Source organism: Planobispora rosea, assembly GCF_014648175.1.
In the GTDB taxonomy this organism is placed as follows: Bacteria; Actinomycetota; Actinomycetes; order Streptosporangiales; family Streptosporangiaceae; genus Planobispora; species Planobispora rosea.
In genome coordinates this window covers 128,456-142,833 of record NZ_BMQP01000002.1, presented here as the reverse complement: position 1 = coordinate 142,833, position 14,378 = coordinate 128,456, and the positions used below count along the sequence as shown (strand labels likewise).

The 14,378-nt window shown below is 71.5% G+C and carries 14 protein-coding genes; 9 read left to right on the top strand and 5 right to left on the bottom strand.

Annotation, left to right across the window (positions count from 1 at the left end):
* Positions 1–8 precede the first annotated feature (8 nt).
* On the top strand, positions 9–1,241 hold the full coding sequence (locus tag IEZ08_RS02495; RefSeq protein WP_068922924.1) for a cytochrome P450: 1,233 nt from the start codon (positions 9–11) through the stop codon (positions 1,239–1,241).
* A gap of 186 nt (positions 1,242–1,427) precedes the next feature.
* Here IEZ08_RS02495 and IEZ08_RS02490 read toward each other — a convergent pair whose 3' ends face one another.
* A complete protein-coding gene (locus tag IEZ08_RS02490; RefSeq protein ID WP_189241567.1) occupies positions 1,428–2,903 on the bottom strand; it encodes an MFS transporter in 1,476 nt (491 codons plus the stop codon).
* A 242-nt stretch (positions 2,904–3,145) separates the two neighbouring features.
* Here IEZ08_RS02490 and IEZ08_RS02485 point away from each other — a divergent pair, with 242 nt between their 5' ends.
* From IEZ08_RS02485 to IEZ08_RS02450, 8 genes are all read left to right on the top strand, one after another.
* A complete protein-coding gene (locus IEZ08_RS02485) occupies positions 3,146–4,072 on the top strand; it encodes an STM4015 family protein (protein WP_189241566.1) in 927 nt (308 codons plus the stop codon).
* 82 nt (positions 4,073–4,154) lie between these two features.
* Positions 4,155–5,111: an STM4015 family protein gene (locus IEZ08_RS02480; RefSeq protein WP_189241565.1), complete on the top strand. Its 957-nt coding sequence runs from the start codon at positions 4,155–4,157 to the stop codon at positions 5,109–5,111.
* A gap of 106 nt (positions 5,112–5,217) precedes the next feature.
* Positions 5,218–6,180, top strand: coding sequence for an STM4015 family protein (locus tag IEZ08_RS02475; protein ID WP_189241564.1), 963 nt, complete (start codon positions 5,218–5,220; stop codon positions 6,178–6,180).
* A 107-nt stretch (positions 6,181–6,287) separates the two neighbouring features.
* Positions 6,288–7,241 (top strand): STM4015 family protein, encoded by a 954-nt coding sequence (locus IEZ08_RS02470; protein ID WP_068922928.1) that lies wholly within the window; start codon positions 6,288–6,290, stop codon positions 7,239–7,241.
* Positions 7,238–8,485 (top strand): STM4014 family protein, encoded by a 1,248-nt coding sequence (locus IEZ08_RS02465; protein WP_268249308.1) that lies wholly within the window; start codon positions 7,238–7,240, stop codon positions 8,483–8,485. The genes IEZ08_RS02470 and IEZ08_RS02465 overlap by 4 nt, the downstream gene beginning before the upstream one ends.
* Positions 8,482–9,318: an STM4013/SEN3800 family hydrolase gene (locus tag IEZ08_RS02460; RefSeq protein ID WP_203863281.1), complete on the top strand. Its 837-nt coding sequence runs from the start codon at positions 8,482–8,484 to the stop codon at positions 9,316–9,318. The genes IEZ08_RS02465 and IEZ08_RS02460 overlap by 4 nt, the downstream gene beginning before the upstream one ends.
* Positions 9,315–10,679 (top strand): STM4012 family radical SAM protein, encoded by a 1,365-nt coding sequence (locus IEZ08_RS02455; RefSeq protein ID WP_068922930.1) that lies wholly within the window; start codon positions 9,315–9,317, stop codon positions 10,677–10,679. The genes IEZ08_RS02460 and IEZ08_RS02455 overlap by 4 nt, the downstream gene beginning before the upstream one ends.
* Positions 10,666–11,550: an STM4011 family radical SAM protein gene (locus IEZ08_RS02450; RefSeq protein WP_068922931.1), complete on the top strand. Its 885-nt coding sequence runs from the start codon at positions 10,666–10,668 to the stop codon at positions 11,548–11,550. The genes IEZ08_RS02455 and IEZ08_RS02450 overlap by 14 nt, the downstream gene beginning before the upstream one ends.
* A 170-nt stretch (positions 11,551–11,720) precedes the next feature.
* On the opposite strand, the gene IEZ08_RS02445 is transcribed toward IEZ08_RS02450, so the two are convergent.
* The 4 genes from IEZ08_RS02445 to IEZ08_RS02430 all read right to left on the bottom strand — a co-directional run bounded on the left by IEZ08_RS02445 (position 11,721) and on the right by IEZ08_RS02430 (position 14,352).
* Positions 11,721–11,921 carry a hypothetical protein gene (locus IEZ08_RS02445; protein WP_068922932.1) on the bottom strand — a complete coding sequence of 67 codons (201 nt, stop codon included), beginning with the start codon at positions 11,919–11,921 and terminating at the stop codon, positions 11,721–11,723.
* A 505-nt stretch (positions 11,922–12,426) separates the two neighbouring features.
* Positions 12,427–12,618, bottom strand: coding sequence for a hypothetical protein (locus IEZ08_RS02440; protein ID WP_068922933.1), 192 nt, complete (start codon positions 12,616–12,618; stop codon positions 12,427–12,429).
* A gap of 302 nt (positions 12,619–12,920) precedes the next feature.
* Positions 12,921–13,952 (bottom strand): DUF6745 domain-containing protein, encoded by a 1,032-nt coding sequence (locus IEZ08_RS02435; protein WP_189241563.1) that lies wholly within the window; start codon positions 13,950–13,952, stop codon positions 12,921–12,923.
* A 73-nt stretch (positions 13,953–14,025) separates the two neighbouring features.
* A complete protein-coding gene (locus IEZ08_RS02430; protein WP_068922934.1) occupies positions 14,026–14,352 on the bottom strand; it encodes a DUF8820 family protein in 327 nt (108 codons plus the stop codon).
* Positions 14,353–14,378 lie beyond the last annotated feature (26 nt).

The following is a 14,378-nucleotide window of genomic DNA, read 5'->3' as shown; positions in this document are numbered from 1 at the left end:
ATGGGGGCATGGACATCGACCTGGCGGATCTCGGATTCTGGCGGCGCCCGCTCGCGGAGCGGTACGAGGCGTTCGCCCGGCTGAGACGCCTGGACCGGCCGGTGTTCTTCGAGGAGAAGCGGGTGCCGCTGCTCCGCTCCGGCAAGGGGTTCTACGCGCTGGTCCGCCACGCCGACGTGGTCGAGGCCAGCCGCAACGCCAAGGTGTTCTCCAGCGAGCCCGCGGTGACCAACCCCGAGCCGCCGGGCTGGGTCAAGCACGTCTTCGGCGAGTCGATGGTCAACATGGACGACCCCCGGCACGCCCGGCTGCGCCGCATCGTCTCCCGCGCGTTCAGCCCGAAGATGCTCTCGAACCTGCAGGGCGACATCGAGAAGGCGTGCGCGCGGATCGTCGACGACGTGGTGGCGGCCGGTCCCGGCGGCGACTTCGTCAGCCAGGTGGCCGCCCGGCTGCCCATCCACGTCATCTGCGACATGATGGGCGTCCCCGACGCCATGCGGGAGAAGGTCCACCGGCACGTCGACATCTCCACCGCCTACACCGGGGTTCGGCCCAGCCTGCCGCAGACTCTCCGGATGGCCGGGCAGAACATGCTCGCCCTGCTCGCCCTGCAGCGCATGGTGATCGAGCTGGGCCGGGAGCGCGCCCGCGAGCCCCGGGGCGACCTGGTCTCGGCGCTGGTCACCGCGAACGTCGACGGGGAGAGGCTGACCGACCGCGAGCTGGGCTCGTTCTTCGCCCTGCTGCTCGTCGCGGGCAACGAGACCGCCCGCAACACCATGGCGCACGGCATCAAGCTGTTCACCGACAACCCGGACCAGCGTGAGCTGCTGCTGGAGGACTTCGACGGGCGCATCGGCGGCGCGATCGAGGAGATGGTCCGCCACGTCTCGCCCATCATGCAGTTCCGCCGCACCGTCACCCAGGACTACCGCCTGCGCGGCCTGGACCTGAAGCCCGGCGAGAAGGTCGTGCTCTTCTACGGCTCGGCCAACCGGGACGAGGAGGTCTTCCCGGACCCCGACCGCTTCGACATCACCCGCGACGCCAAGCCCCACGTCGGCTTCGGCGGCCCCGGCCCGCACTTCTGCCTGGGCGCCAACCTGGCCCGCCAGGAGATCCGCACCATGTTCCGGGAGCTGTTCACCCGCCTTCCCGGGATCCGCTCGGTGGGCGAGCCGGAGCTGCTGCTGTCCAACTTCGACAACAGCGTCCGCAGCCAGCGCTTCACCTTCTGACCCCGCCCGAGTGAGCGCGGCGCAGGTGAGGAGCACCTGGTCGTCGTGTCCCCGGGTGCGTCGGGCAAGAGGCTCACGTTGAAACCGTGAGAGGGCTGGAGCGCACGCCGTACGGTCCGGACCGGCGTTTTCCCCGGCCGCGGCCTCGGCGGCCTCGGGGAAGATCGATGCCGGGAGGGACGATGGTCAGGGGCGGGCCGGAGGGGGTGATCCCGTTCCGCGGGACGTGCCGGCGGGGGTGGCCGGCGGGGGCGCCTCGATCGGGCAGCTCATGCAGGGCTCGGAGGCGGCCAGGACGTTCTCCCGGATGGTGAGGAAGGTGAGCAGCGCGGAGGCCGCCATCATCGCCGCGGCGATCAGCAGCGTCGCGCGGAACCCCGGGGTGAACGCGCTCGCGGAGGCGAAGGCGTCGCCGGTCAGGCCCACCAGGGGCGGGATCGCGGCCACCGCGAGCAGCCCGCCCGTGCGGGCCACCGCGTTGTTGACGCCGCTGGCCACCCCGGCGTACCGGTCCTCGGCGGTGGCGAGCACGGTCGAGGTGAGCGGCGCCACCGCCGCCGCCAGGCCCAGGCCGAACAACGACGCCGGAAGCAGCACGTCCGTCACGTAGCCGGAGCCCTCCCCGATCCGGGACATCCACAGCAGCGCGGCGGCGCAGAGCAGGATCCCCGCGGTCATCGGGAGCCGCGGCCCGATCCGCTTGGCCAGCTCGCCCGCCCGGGCCGACAACAGCAGCATCAGGACCGTGATCGGGATCATCGAGGACCCGGCGGCCAGCGGCGAGAAGCCCGAGGAGACCTGGAGCTGGACGACCAGCAGGAAGAACACCACGCCCATCGCGGCGTACATGACGAACGTGACCGCGTTGACGGCGGTGAACACGCGGGAGGAGAACACTCCGACCGGCACCAGCGCCCGCGGCGAGCGCCGGATCTGCAGCCAGACGAACGCCACGCCCAGGACCGCGCCCGCCGCGAGGGGGAGCGCCGACAGGTCGATGAGCCCGTAGGTGATCCCGGCCAGGGCCAGGGCGGCCAGGGCCGCGCCGAGCACGTCGAAGCGCCCGGTGGCCTCGGTGTCCCTGCTCTCCGGCACGTGCCGTACGGTCACCGCCACGACGAGCGCGGCCAGCGGGAGGTCCAGCAGGAACACCCACCGCCAGCCGGCCGTGGCCACCAGCCACCCGCCGAGCAGCGGCCCGACCGCGGCCGCCGTCCCGCCCAATCCCGACCAGGCGCCGATGGCCCGGGGCCGGTCCTCGCGGTCGAAGGACGCTTGGATGATCGCCAGGGAGCCCGGGGTCAGCAGCGCCCCGCCCACGCCCTGCAGCGCCCGGGCCGCGATCAGCATCTCCACGTTGAGCGCCAGGCCGCACAGGGCCGAGGCGAGCGCGAACCAGACGACGCCGACGAGGAAGACCTTGCGCCTGCCGTACCGGTCGCCGAGCGAGCCGCCGAGCAGGATCAGGCCCGCCAGCGTGAGCGTGTAGGCGTTGACCGTCCACTGGAGGCCGGCCATGTCGGTGTGGAGCTCCGCGCCGAGTGTGGGCAGCGCCACGCTGACGACCGTGCCGTCCAGCATGGCGATCCCCGAGCCGAGCACGGTGGCGAGCAGGATCCACCGCCCGGCGGGCGAGGCGAACCGGATACGGCCGTTGTCCATGGCGCCCGTCCTTTCCGATGTCCGCGTGCGATCGCCCGCGGCCTCCGGTGATCCATCGTGGGTGATCCATCGTGGCAGGAGATTCGGAACGACGGTGCCTGTCTTCTGATTCCCGATCACCGGCGCCCCCGTGCCGGGCCGGAGCCTCCGGCGCGCCCGCAGGACGGGGGTGGAGGGGGAGTGTCGGCGATCTCTGATAGGACATGGGGCGTCCCCCTCCAGCCAGTGAAGGAACGCAGCAGATGACCGACGAGAACCTGACAGGGCCGACGGAGCCGACGGAGCCGACAGGGGGCGTCAGCTGGCGCCTGGCCGGCGACCCCTTCGGACACGTGCGGGACAAGGGACAGGAGGGGCCTGCGATCCAGCGGGCGTTCGAGGCGTTCATGGCCACCCGTGACCCCGGCCGCGTGCGCGAGATCGTCGTGGGCTGGTGGGGGGCCGGATACGAGGGGCACACCTCCGAGCTGCCGGTCAGGCTGCTGAGCGAGGCGGCCGACCGGCTGAGGAACGTGCGCTCGATCTTCCTCGGCGACATCGAGCAGGAGGAGGCGGAGATCTCCTGGATCGAGCACGGCGACGTCACCCCGCTGCTGGAGGCGTTCCCGAAGCTGGAGTACCTGCACATCCGAGGGGGCAGCGGCCTGCGGCTGCGGCCGGTCCGGCACGAGGCGCTGCGGACGTTGTGGTTCGAGAGCGGCGGCCTGCCCGCCGGGGTCGTCCGGGCGGTCGGCGCATCGGAGTTCCCCGCGTTGCAGGACCTGGACATGTGGCTCGGTGTCGAGGAGTACGGCGGCGACGCCACGGTGGCCGATCTGGAGCCGATCCTGTCCGGGGAGCGGCTGCCCGCGCTGCGCCACCTGGGCCTGCAGGACAGCGAGATCCAGGACGAGATCGCGGAGGCGGTGGCGTCCGCGCCGGTGGTGGCCCGGTTGGAGGCGCTGAGCCTGGCCATGGGCACGCTGACCGACACGGGCGCCGAGGCGCTGCTGTCGGGTCAGCCGCTGACCCACCTCAAGCGCCTGGACCTGAGCCACCACTACCTGAGCGACGCCATGATGGAGCGGGTCCGCGCGGCGTTCCCGGGGGTCGCGGTCGACCTGTCCGACCGTCAGGAGATCGACGAGGACGACGAGGACGACTGGCGCTACGTCGCGGTCTCCGAGTGAACGGCGCCCGTCATGTCCTGGAGTGTCGCTGATCTCTGGTAGGACATGGCCCGTCGTTTTCTCACCCTTCCAGGAGCCATGAATGGACTACTCCGAGTTCAACGACCACGTCGGGAACCTCTCCGAGGGAACCTACGCGGGCCTGCCGATCACGCCGGTGCCCGGTGAGGACGATGCGGAGATCCCGGCCGTGGGCGAGGCGGCCTGGCGGATCTCGGTGAAGTCCTACAGAAAGGAGACCTTCGAGGGGACCTTCACCCGTCTCCTGGAGAAGGTGGACGCCGCCGGGATCAGGGCGCTCATCATCGGCCGGTGGGGGGACGGCTCCGAGGACAACTCCGAGGTGATCAGGCTCCTCGCGGACCACGCGGCCCGGCTCCCGGCGCTGCGCTCACTCTTCGTCGGCGCGGTGAACTGGGAGGAGTGGGAGATCTCCTGGATCCTGCAGAGTGACGTCACCCCGCTGCTGGAGGCGTTCCCGCTGCTGGAGCGGCTGGAGGTGCGCGGGGGCAGCGGCCTGGAGCTGCGGCCGGTCCGGCACGAGAACCTGAAGGTCCTGCGGTTCGAGACGGGCGGTCTGCCCGCCGCGGTGGTGCGCGCGGTGGGTGAGTGCGACCTGCCCGCGCTGGAGTACCTGGAGCTGTGGCTGGGGAGCGACTGGTACGGCGGTGACGCCACGGTGGCCGATCTGGAGCCGATCCTGTCCGGGGAGCGGCTGCCCGCGCTGCGCCACCTGGGCCTGCAGGACAGCGAGATCCAGGACGAGATCGCGGAGGCGGTGGCGTCCGCGCCGGTGGTGGCCCGGCTGGAGTCGCTGGCCCTGTCGATGGGCACGCTGGGCGACGAGGGCGCCGAGGGCGCCGAGGCGCTGCTGTCGGGCCAGCCGCTGACCCACCTCAAGCGCCTGGACCTGCACAGGCACTACCTGAGTGACGCGATGATGGAACGCGTCGCGAGCGCTCTTCCCAGCGCGGACCTGTCAGGGCAGGCCGACCTCACCATGACCGACGGTGAGCGCTACGTCGCCGTGTCGGAGTGATCCCGTACGGACCCGCCCGAGGCGGACGGGACGCCGGGCATCAGGAGTGTCGCTGATCTCTGGTAGGACATGGTCCGCCGTTTTCTCACCCTTCCAGGAGCCACGGATGGACTACTCCGAGTTCAACGACCACGTCGGGAACCTCTCCGAGGGAACCTACGCGGGCCTGCCGATCGCGTCCGCTCCCGAGGAGGGGGACGAGGAGATCCCCGCCCCGGACCGGGTGGCGTGGCGGCTCTCGGTGGCGGTCTACGAGGAGGACGAGACCTTCGAAGAGGGTTTCACCCGGTTCATGGAGAAGGTGGACACCACCGCGGTGAAGGCGGTCATCATCGGCGAGTGGCCGGAGGCCAACGACGGCAACGACGTGGTCGTCCGTTCGCTCGTGGACAACGCGGCCCGGTTCCCGGCGCTGCGCTCGCTCTTCGTCGGCGCGATGAGCCGGGAGGAGTGCGAGATCTCCTGGATCGAGCAGGGGGACGTCACCCCGCTGCTGGAGGCGTTCCCGAAGCTGGAGCGGCTGGAGATCAGGGGCGGCAGGGGGCTGGAGCTGCGGCCGGTGCGGCACGAGAGCCTGAAGGTCCTGCGGTTCGAGACGGGCGGGTTCCCCGCCCGGGTCGCGCGCGCGGTGGGTGAGTGCGACCTGCCCGCGCTGGAGTACCTGGAGCTGTGGCTCGGCGTCTCCTGGTACGGCGGTGACACCACGGTGGCGGACCTGGAGGGCATCCTGTCCGGGGAGCGGTTGCCCGCGCTGCGCCATCTGGGCCTGCAGGACAGCGAGATCCAGGACGGGATCGCGGAGGCGGTGGCCGCGGCCCCGATCGTCGCGCGGCTGGAGTCGCTCTCGTTGTCCATGGGGGCGCTGGGTGACGCGGGCGCCGAGGCGCTGCTGTCGGGTCAGCCGCTGACCCACCTCAAGCGCCTGGACCTGCACCACCACTTCCTGAGCACGGCCATGGTGGACCGCGTCCGCGACGCCCTGCCCGGGGTCGGGATCGACTTGTCCGGTGAGGAGGGCGGTCAGGACGGCGGCCGGGAGGACCGGCGCTACGTCGCGGTGTCGGAGTGATCCGCGTGGATGCGTCCGCGGATGGACCTGAGGCGTCCGGGATGTCAGGAGTGTCGGTGATTTCTGGTAGGACAGGGGTCACTGTTTCCGCCGCTCAGGAGCCATGGATGGACCACACCGAGTTCAACGACAGCGTCGGCAACCTCTCCGAGGGGGTCTACGCCGGTCTGCCGATCGCGCCGGTGCCGGACGAGGAGGACGCGGAGATCCCGGCCGCGGGCGGGACGGCGTGGCGGCTCTCGGTGGAGACCTATGACGCCGAGGAGACCTTCGAGGAGCAGTTCACCCGGTTCATGGAGAAGGTGGACACCACCGCCGTCAAGGCGATCATCATCGGTGAGTGGGAGGACGCCTACGAGGAGAGCAGCGCGAGGATCATCCGGCTGCTCGCGGACAACGCGGCCCGGTTCCCGGAGTTGCGCTCACTCTTCCTGGGCGCGATGGCGGGGGAGGAGTGCGAGATCTCCTGGATCCAGCAGGGTGACGTCACGCCGCTGCTGGAGGCGTTCCCGAAGCTGGAGCGGCTGGAGGTGCGCGGGGGCAGCGGCCTGGAGCTGCGGCCGGTCCGGCACGAGAACCTGAAGGTCCTGCGGTTCGAGTCCGGAGGGCTGCCCGCCGGGGTGGCGCGGGCGGCGGGCGAGTCGGACCTGCCCGCGCTGGAGTACCTGGAGATCTGGCTCGGCGTCGAGCAGTACGGCGGTGACACCACGGTGGCGGACCTGCAGGGGCTCCTGTCCGGAGAGAGGCTCCCCGCGCTGCGCCACCTGGGCCTGCAGGACAGCGAGGCCCAGGACGAGATCGCGGCGGCGGTGGCCGGGGCGCCGGTGGTGGCCCGGCTGGAGTCGCTGGCGTTGTCGATGGGCATGCTGACCGACACCGGGGCCGAGGCGCTGCTGTCGGGCCAGCCGCTGACCCACCTCAAGCGCCTGGACCTGCACCATCACTACCTGAGCGACGCCATGGTCGAGCGGGTCCGCGAGGCCCTGCCGGGGGTGGAGATCGATCTGTCGGACCAGGAGGACATCGAGAACGACTGGCGCTACGTCGCGGTGTCGGAGTGAGCGGGACGCCCCCGGTCCTGGCGGTCGTCGGGACGCCCGGGGACCGGCGGGTGACGATGTTCGCCGGCGCCTGCGCCCGGTACGGGCTGCCCGCGCCGCGCGTGATCCCGTGGACCTCCGTGCTCCGGGGTGAGGAGATCGCGCTGGAGCCCGGGACGCTCGTGCGGATCGACTCGCCCGGCGAGGACGCCGAGACCGACACGCTGCTGCGCGGTCCCGGCGAGCCGTCCCGCGTCGGCGGGGGCGCGCGCTGGCACGCCGCGTTCACCGCCGGGACGGAACGGATCCTCCGGGCCGTGGAGCACACGCCCGGGGCGGCGCTGCTCGGCGACGTCGGCGAGATCGCCGTCATGTTCGACAAGCGGCTCTGCCACGCGCGGCTGTCGGCGGCCGGGGTTCCGGTGCCGCCCGCGCTGCCCGGGCCGGTGGAGGGCTACCGCTCGCTGCGCGAGCGGATGGACCGGGCGGGGTGGGGGCGGGTCTTCGTCAAGCCCGCGCACGGTTCGTCGGCCTCCGGGGTGATCGCCCTGCACGCCGCCGGGAGCAGGGTCATGGCGGTGACGTCGGCGGAGCTGTCCCCGGGCGGGCTGCACAACTCACTGCGGGTACGCCGCTACGAGGACGAGGCCGACCTCGCGGTGATCGTCGACCGGCTGGCCGGGGACGGGCTCCACGTCGAGCGCTGGTTCCCCAAGGCGGGCATGGACGGCCTCACGTTCGACCTGCGGGTGGTCGTCGTGGACGGAAGACCCACGCACGCGGTGGTCCGCGCCAGCCGTGCCCCCATGACCAACCTGCACCTGGGCGGGGCGCGCGGCGATCTCGGCGCGGTCCGGGAGCGGCTGGGGGAGCCGGGGTGGGAGAGGGCGCTGGACGCCTGCGCGCGGGCGGCGGCCTGCTTCCCGGGGAGCCCGGCCGTCGGGGTCGACCTGATGATCGGCATCGACTGGAGATCGGTCGCGGTGGCCGAGGTCAACGCCTTCGGCGACCTGCTGCCCGGCCTGACCGGTTTCCCCGGCAGCGGAGCCGAGGGCCTGGACACCTACGACGCCCAGGTCCGGGCGGTCCTGACGCGCCGTACGGCGGCGCCGGAGGCCGCCGTCCATCCCCTCGCCGTACCGGTGCCGGGTGTGGACGAAGCATCCGGAGTGAGAGGGGCCGGGATGCCGGGTGCGGATGAAACATCCGGAGTGAGAGCGGCCGGGATGCCGGATGTGAACGAAGCAGCGGGGGCGGGGAGATGAGCGGGACGCGGGACATGAACATGATCGTGGGAAGCCACGATCTGCTGCTGGTGACCCTCGACACGCTCCGTTACGACGTGGCCGACGAGCTGGTCCGGGCGGGGCGGTTGCCGAACCTGGCGCGGGCGCTGCCCGGCGGGCGGTGGGAGCGGCGGCACAGCCCGGGGAGCTTCACCTACGCCGCGCACGCCGCGCTCCTCGCCGGGTTCCTGCCGACGCCGGCCGCGCCCGGTCCGCATCCCCGGCTGTTCGCCGCCACGTTCCCCGGCAGTGAGACCACGGCGGCGGGGACCTGGGTGTTCGACGCACCCGACCTGCCCGCGGGCCTGGCCGCGGCGGGCTACCACACGATCTGCGTCGGCGGCGTGGGCTTCTTCAACAAGCTGACCCCGCTCGGGTCGGCGCTGCCCGGGATGTTCGCCGAGAGCCACTGGGAGCCGGGGTACGGCGTCGCCTCGCCGACCTCGTTCGAGCAGCAGATCGCGTGTGCGGAGCGGGCGGTCGCGCGGGCGAGGGCGCGGACGGGCGGGCCGGTGTTCCTGTTCGTCAACGTCTCGGCGCTGCACCAGCCGAACTGGTTCCACCTGCCCGGGGCGACCCGCGAGCACGGGGACGGCAGGGAGAGCCACGCCGCCGCGCTGGAGTACGTGGACCGGCACATCGGCAGGTTGTTCGCGCTGGTGAGCCGGGAGAGGCCGGGTTTCGTGATCGTCTGCTCCGATCACGGTACGGCTTATGGCGAAAACGGATATGTCGGGCATCGGATCGGCCACGAGGTGGTCTGGACGGTGCCGTACGGAGAGTTCGTGGTGAAGCAGGGAGAGTGGCGATGACACCGGGACCCGCCGGGTGGGCGCGGGAGACGGCGGAGGGGGGCTCTCCGTCGGGTCTCTCCCCGGGATCCGGCCCCTACCAGGGATATGTGTACGCCTACCCGCACAAGACGGCCTACCGGCCGCTGGAACCGCGTCCGGCGCTGCGCGAGGTGTGGGCGGGCGAGCCGATGGACGCCCTCTTCCTCTACCTGCACATCCCGTTCTGCGAGATGCGCTGCGGGTTCTGCAACCTGTTCACCAGGACGGGCGCGCCCGAGGAGCTCGTCGCCGCCTACCTGGACGCGCTGGAACGGCAGGCGCGCGCCGTACGGGACGCCCTGGACGGCCCCCGGTTCGTCACCGCCGCGATCGGCGGCGGCACGCCCACCTACCTCAGCGCGGACGAGCTCACCCGGATGTTCGACCTCACCGAGCGGATCATGGGCGTGGACCTGCGCGCCGTACCGCTGTCGGTGGAGACCTCGCCCGCCACCGCCACGGCCGACCGGCTCGCGGTCCTGGCCGGGCGGGGCACGACCCGGATCTCCATCGGCGTGCAGAGCTTCATCGACGCCGAGGCGCGGGCCGCGGTCCGGCCGCAGCGGCGGGCCGAGGTCGAGACGGCGCTCGGCCGGATCAGGGAGACCGGGTTCGAGGCGCTCAACATCGACCTGATCTACGGCATCGACGGGCAGACCGAGGCGTCCTGGCGGTACTCACTGGACGCCGCGCTGGAGTGGAAGCCCGAGGAGATCTACCTCTACCCGCTGTACGTCCGACCGCTCACCGGCCTCGGCCGCCGGGCGCGCGACTGGGACGACCACCGGCTCCGCCTCTACCGGTACGGCCGCGACCACCTGCTGGCCGCCGGATACGAGCAGGTGTCGATGCGGATGTTCCGGCTGCCGGGGACGGGGAGCGCCACCGAGTACTGCTGCCAGAGCGACGGCATGGTCGGCCTCGGCTGCGGGGCCCGCTCCTACACCTCCGGCCTGCACTACTCCTACGAGTACGCGGTCGGCGCGGGCCAGGTGCGCGCGATCATCGACGACTACGTACGGCTCGCGCCGGAGGAGTTCGCGGTCGCCAACGTCGGCTTCCGCCTCGACCCCGGTGAACGCCGCCGCCGCCACCTGATCCAGTCGCTGCTGCAGGCCGGAGGGCTCGACACGGCCGCCTACCGGGAGCGTTTCGGCACCGGCGTCACCGACGACTTCGGCGCGGAACTGGAGCGCCTGGCGGACCGGGGCTGGCTGGAACCGCTCACCGCCGCCGGGCTCCGGCTGACCCCCGAGGGGCTGGCGCACTCCGACGCGATCGGCCCGGCGCTGTTCTCCGGCCGGGTCCGTGAGCTGATGACCGCTTATGAAGCCCGCTGAGCCGGCTGCGCCCGGCGGGGCGGCGGACGACGCCGGGCACCTGATGATCCTCTACCGGGGACCGCTGTCGAGCTGCGACTACGACTGCTCCTACTGCCCGTTCGCCAAGCGGCGCGACGACCCGGAGCGGCTGCGGGCCGACCGGATCGCGCTGGAGCGGTTCACCGGGTGGGTGGCCGGGCGGGATCATCCGGTCTCGGTGCTGTTCACGCCGTGGGGCGAGGGGCTCGTCCGGTCCTGGTACCGCCGGGCGATGGTGGAGCTCAGTCACCTGCCGCACGTCCGGAGGGTGGCCATCCAGAGCAATTTCAGCTGCCGCCCGGACTGGCTGGCCGAGGCGGACCTCGGCACGCTCGCCCTCTGGGTCACCTACCACCCCAGCCAGATCACCTATGAGCGGTTCAGGGAGAAATGCCGCGATCTGGTGAGCAGGGGAGTGCGGTTCAGCGTCGGGATCGTCGGCCTGCCCGAGCATCTGGAGTACGCCCGCAGGCTCCGGGCCGACCTTCCGGACCGGGTGTACCTGTGGGTGAACGCCGCCGAGGGCCGCCTCTACACCGATGCCGAGGCGGCCGAGTGGACGGCGGTCGATCCGCTGTTCCGCTACAGCCGTACCCCGCACCGCAGCGCCGGGCGGGCGTGCCGTACCGGTGACAGCGTCATCTCCGTGGACGGCGACGGCACCGTACGGCGCTGCCACTTCGTCCCCGCCGTGCTCGGCAACCTCTACGACGGGACGTTCCGCCCCCGGACCCGGCCCTGCCCGCTGGCGGTGTGCGACTGCCACATCGGTTACGTGCACCTGGAGCCGACCGGCCTGTACGACGTCTTCGCCGGCGGCATCCTGGAGCGCATCCCGCGCGACCGCTGACCCGGTCCCCCGCCTGATCCGGTCCCCGCCTGATCCGGTCCCCGCCGCGTCCGCCCGGACGGGGCGCGGCGCGGACGCGCGGGACCGGGATGCGGAAGGGCCCGGGACCGGCATGCGGAAGGCGGCCTCACGGCCGTCTGCGTGGCCGCGAAGCCGCCTCCCGCCCGAGATCAGTTTTCGATGATGCCGAGGAACGCGAAGTCGAAGAGATCGTTCAGGACCTCGTTGTGGTTGCTGTCGTCGATGTAGACGTAGCCCCCGTGGCCCCCGTGACCGCGGTCCCACCAGTCGTCGTCGGCTGCGGCGGGGGCGGCGAAGGCGAGGCTGGCGAAGCCCGCGATGGCTGCACCGGCGAAAATACGACGGATCATGATTTTTCCTCCAGGGAATCAGAGAATCATCGATGACTTTCGCGACGGACCGCTGTCGGTCGATCGCTCGCCGTACTCAATAGTCCCACTTGTCCCAGAAGTCGCTCTAGGGGTCTTTCATTACATTTGACCGCATACTTGCAATATCTTCTGATGATTATCATTTCCTCCTGCTCTGTGCTGCTTTTGAGCGGAGAGTAACTCGAGGTGTATCGCGTCCGGGCGCTTCTGCTTCCGATCCGAGGACCTCACGGGTGGGACGTCGCCGCGGGAAACGAAAAGTCGGCTCCGCGACCGGAGGTCCGGTCGCGGAGCCGACTTTGTCGATATTTTAAATTGCCAGAAGTGTCCCCCGAAGAGGGAACGTATCGCAGAAGGAATGTCTTCTCCCGGTCTGCAGGAGAATTCCCGGTGGTCTATCGGCCGGGGCGGGCTCCTGAGGCGGACCGCCCCGAACGGAGGCGCCCGGCATGAGGTGCCGGGCGCCCGGGACCTTCCGGGAAGGTCAGTTCTCGATGATGCCGAGGACGGCGATGTCGATGAGGTCGTTCAGGACCTCGTTGTGGTTGCTGTCGTCGATGTAGACGTAGCTGCCACCGTGGCCCCTGTCCCAGTCGCAGCCGGCGGAGGCGGGGCCGGCGAAGACCAGGCCCGCGAAGCCTGCGATGGCCGCACCAGCGAGAAAGCGGCGAATCATGGTTTTTTCCTCCATGGAAGAGAGAATCATGGATGATTTCCGCGACAGACCACATTCGGCCGATCGCTCATCGCCATGAATAATCTCACTTGTCTTGGAGGTCGCTCCAGCTGCCTTCTGTCGTATTCGACCAAAAGCGGGTGAGGGTTTTTTGGTGATTGATAATGTTTCACCTTCGGCCTCCGCCCGGAGGCCGCTGACCGATGGAGGCGTATGTCACGGGATACGGAGCCGTCATGGCGTACGGAGCCGTCATGGCATACGGAGCCGCGGAGACGCGACGGCGTCCGGAGCCGCGGGGATCAGGTCTCCCGCTCCGGACGGTAGTCGGCCTCGGACATGCCGAAGGTCCAGGCCACGCCCGCGCGGGCGGTGCGGGTGCCGGGCGGGACGCGCAGCCAGTACTTCCGGAAGGTGCCGTCGGGCTCGGCGGTGGAGTTGACCACCTCGACCATCACCACCGGCTCGTCGTCGGGCAGGTCGATCCGCCACAGGATGCCCGTCTCGTCCTGGTGTAGCGGGGTCGCCCCGGACTCGGCGAGGTAGCGGTCGTAGCCGAAGTGCTCCAGCATGACCCGGCGCAGCTCGGCGTTGTCCTCGGCGCGGATGCGCTCCGGCGTCAGCGCCGCCATGGAGGCGGCGAAGTCGGCGGGGACCGGCATGCCGCCCCAGGCGTGCACCGCGAACCCGTCGGGGAAGAGCAGCGCCGGGCCGTCCGCGCGGTGCAGGCGCGACAGCTCGTCGCGGTGCAGCTCGGCGGGGCGCTCACAGACGATGGCGACCCTCTCGAACGGCCACCACCAGCCCGCCGACCCCGCCACCTGGGCCAGCCCTTCCATCTCCGGCCGGTCCAGCGCGTCGAACAGCGACAACCACGGCGCGTCCTGCTGGCCCAGCACGGCGTCCAGCGTCGAGGCGCGCAGCGCCGCGCCGTCGGCCTCCGACTCCTCCAGCGCGGCGACGGCCTGGCGGATGCGGGTGACCAGGCCGTTCACCGGGGCCCAGAGCCGCCCACCGGTCAACGCCCAGGCAAGGGGCCAGCCCACCGGCCCGAGCGCGGCGTGCGCCTCGGCCCGGACCCGCTCCCACGGCCGGGTCCGCACCTCGTCACGGACCGACCTCCCGGCGCCCAGCGTGGCGATGGCCCGCGCGCCCGCGGCGGGAGAGTCGACCCAGATGATCTTCTCGGGTTCGGCCAGCCCGGCGGCCCGGTAGGCCAGCCGTACCCCCGCCTCGGCCCGGGGCCGGTCGGCGGGACCGGTCCGGAAGGCCACGTCCTCCCAGCGCCGGGCCGCCGCGGTCAGCACGTCGGCGAGTTCCATGGTGACGGTCATACAGCGGGCTCCTGTCGTGAAGGAACGTCATAGGGGACGGGGGAGGGGACACCGGGGGAGCGGCGGGGAGGGATCAGTCGGCGACGACGCGGAAGGCGCCGGGGACGTACTCGCGCTGGCGCTGCACGCGGTACCAGCCCTTGGGCAGGGAGATCGCGGCGTGCTCCTCGTGGACCACCCGGCCTCCGGAGGGGACGTGCAGGTAGGCGGGATCCATCGGGCGCAGGGAACGGACCAGGGTCCCGGGGCCGACCACGGCGTGGGCGTGGCCGGTGGCCTCGCCCAGGGCCAGCACCAGGCGGCCGCGGGCGTCGCGCGGGGCGGAGGGGGCGTCCTGGACGGAGAGGGGGACGGCGTCGACGGGGACGGGCACGATCAGGATGTCACCCTGGCGGTACATGGGTCGCTGGCTCCTCGTTCTCGGGG

Coding starts and splice junctions, on each gene's coding strand:
- IEZ08_RS02455 (WP_068922930.1), top strand. CDS start 9,315: ATGACACCGGGACCCGCCGGGTGGGCGCGGGAGACGGCGGAGGGGGGC.
- IEZ08_RS02470 (WP_068922928.1), top strand. CDS start 6,288: ATGGACCACACCGAGTTCAACGACAGCGTCGGCAACCTCTCCGAGGGG.
- IEZ08_RS02435 (WP_189241563.1), bottom strand. CDS start 13,952: ATGACCGTCACCATGGAACTCGCCGACGTGCTGACCGCGGCGGCCCGG.
- IEZ08_RS02475 (WP_189241564.1), top strand. CDS start 5,218: ATGGACTACTCCGAGTTCAACGACCACGTCGGGAACCTCTCCGAGGGA.
- IEZ08_RS02485 (WP_189241566.1), top strand. CDS start 3,146: ATGACCGACGAGAACCTGACAGGGCCGACGGAGCCGACGGAGCCGACA.
- IEZ08_RS02445 (WP_068922932.1), bottom strand. CDS start 11,921: ATGATCCGTCGTATTTTCGCCGGTGCAGCCATCGCGGGCTTCGCCAGC.
- IEZ08_RS02480 (WP_189241565.1), top strand. CDS start 4,155: ATGGACTACTCCGAGTTCAACGACCACGTCGGGAACCTCTCCGAGGGA.
- IEZ08_RS02495 (WP_068922924.1), top strand. CDS start 9: ATGGACATCGACCTGGCGGATCTCGGATTCTGGCGGCGCCCGCTCGCG.
- IEZ08_RS02450 (WP_068922931.1), top strand. CDS start 10,666: ATGAAGCCCGCTGAGCCGGCTGCGCCCGGCGGGGCGGCGGACGACGCC.
- IEZ08_RS02490 (WP_189241567.1), bottom strand. CDS start 2,903: ATGGACAACGGCCGTATCCGGTTCGCCTCGCCCGCCGGGCGGTGGATC.
- IEZ08_RS02430 (WP_068922934.1), bottom strand. CDS start 14,352: ATGTACCGCCAGGGTGACATCCTGATCGTGCCCGTCCCCGTCGACGCC.
- IEZ08_RS02440 (WP_068922933.1), bottom strand. CDS start 12,618: ATGATTCGCCGCTTTCTCGCTGGTGCGGCCATCGCAGGCTTCGCGGGC.
- IEZ08_RS02460 (WP_203863281.1), top strand. CDS start 8,482: ATGAGCGGGACGCGGGACATGAACATGATCGTGGGAAGCCACGATCTG.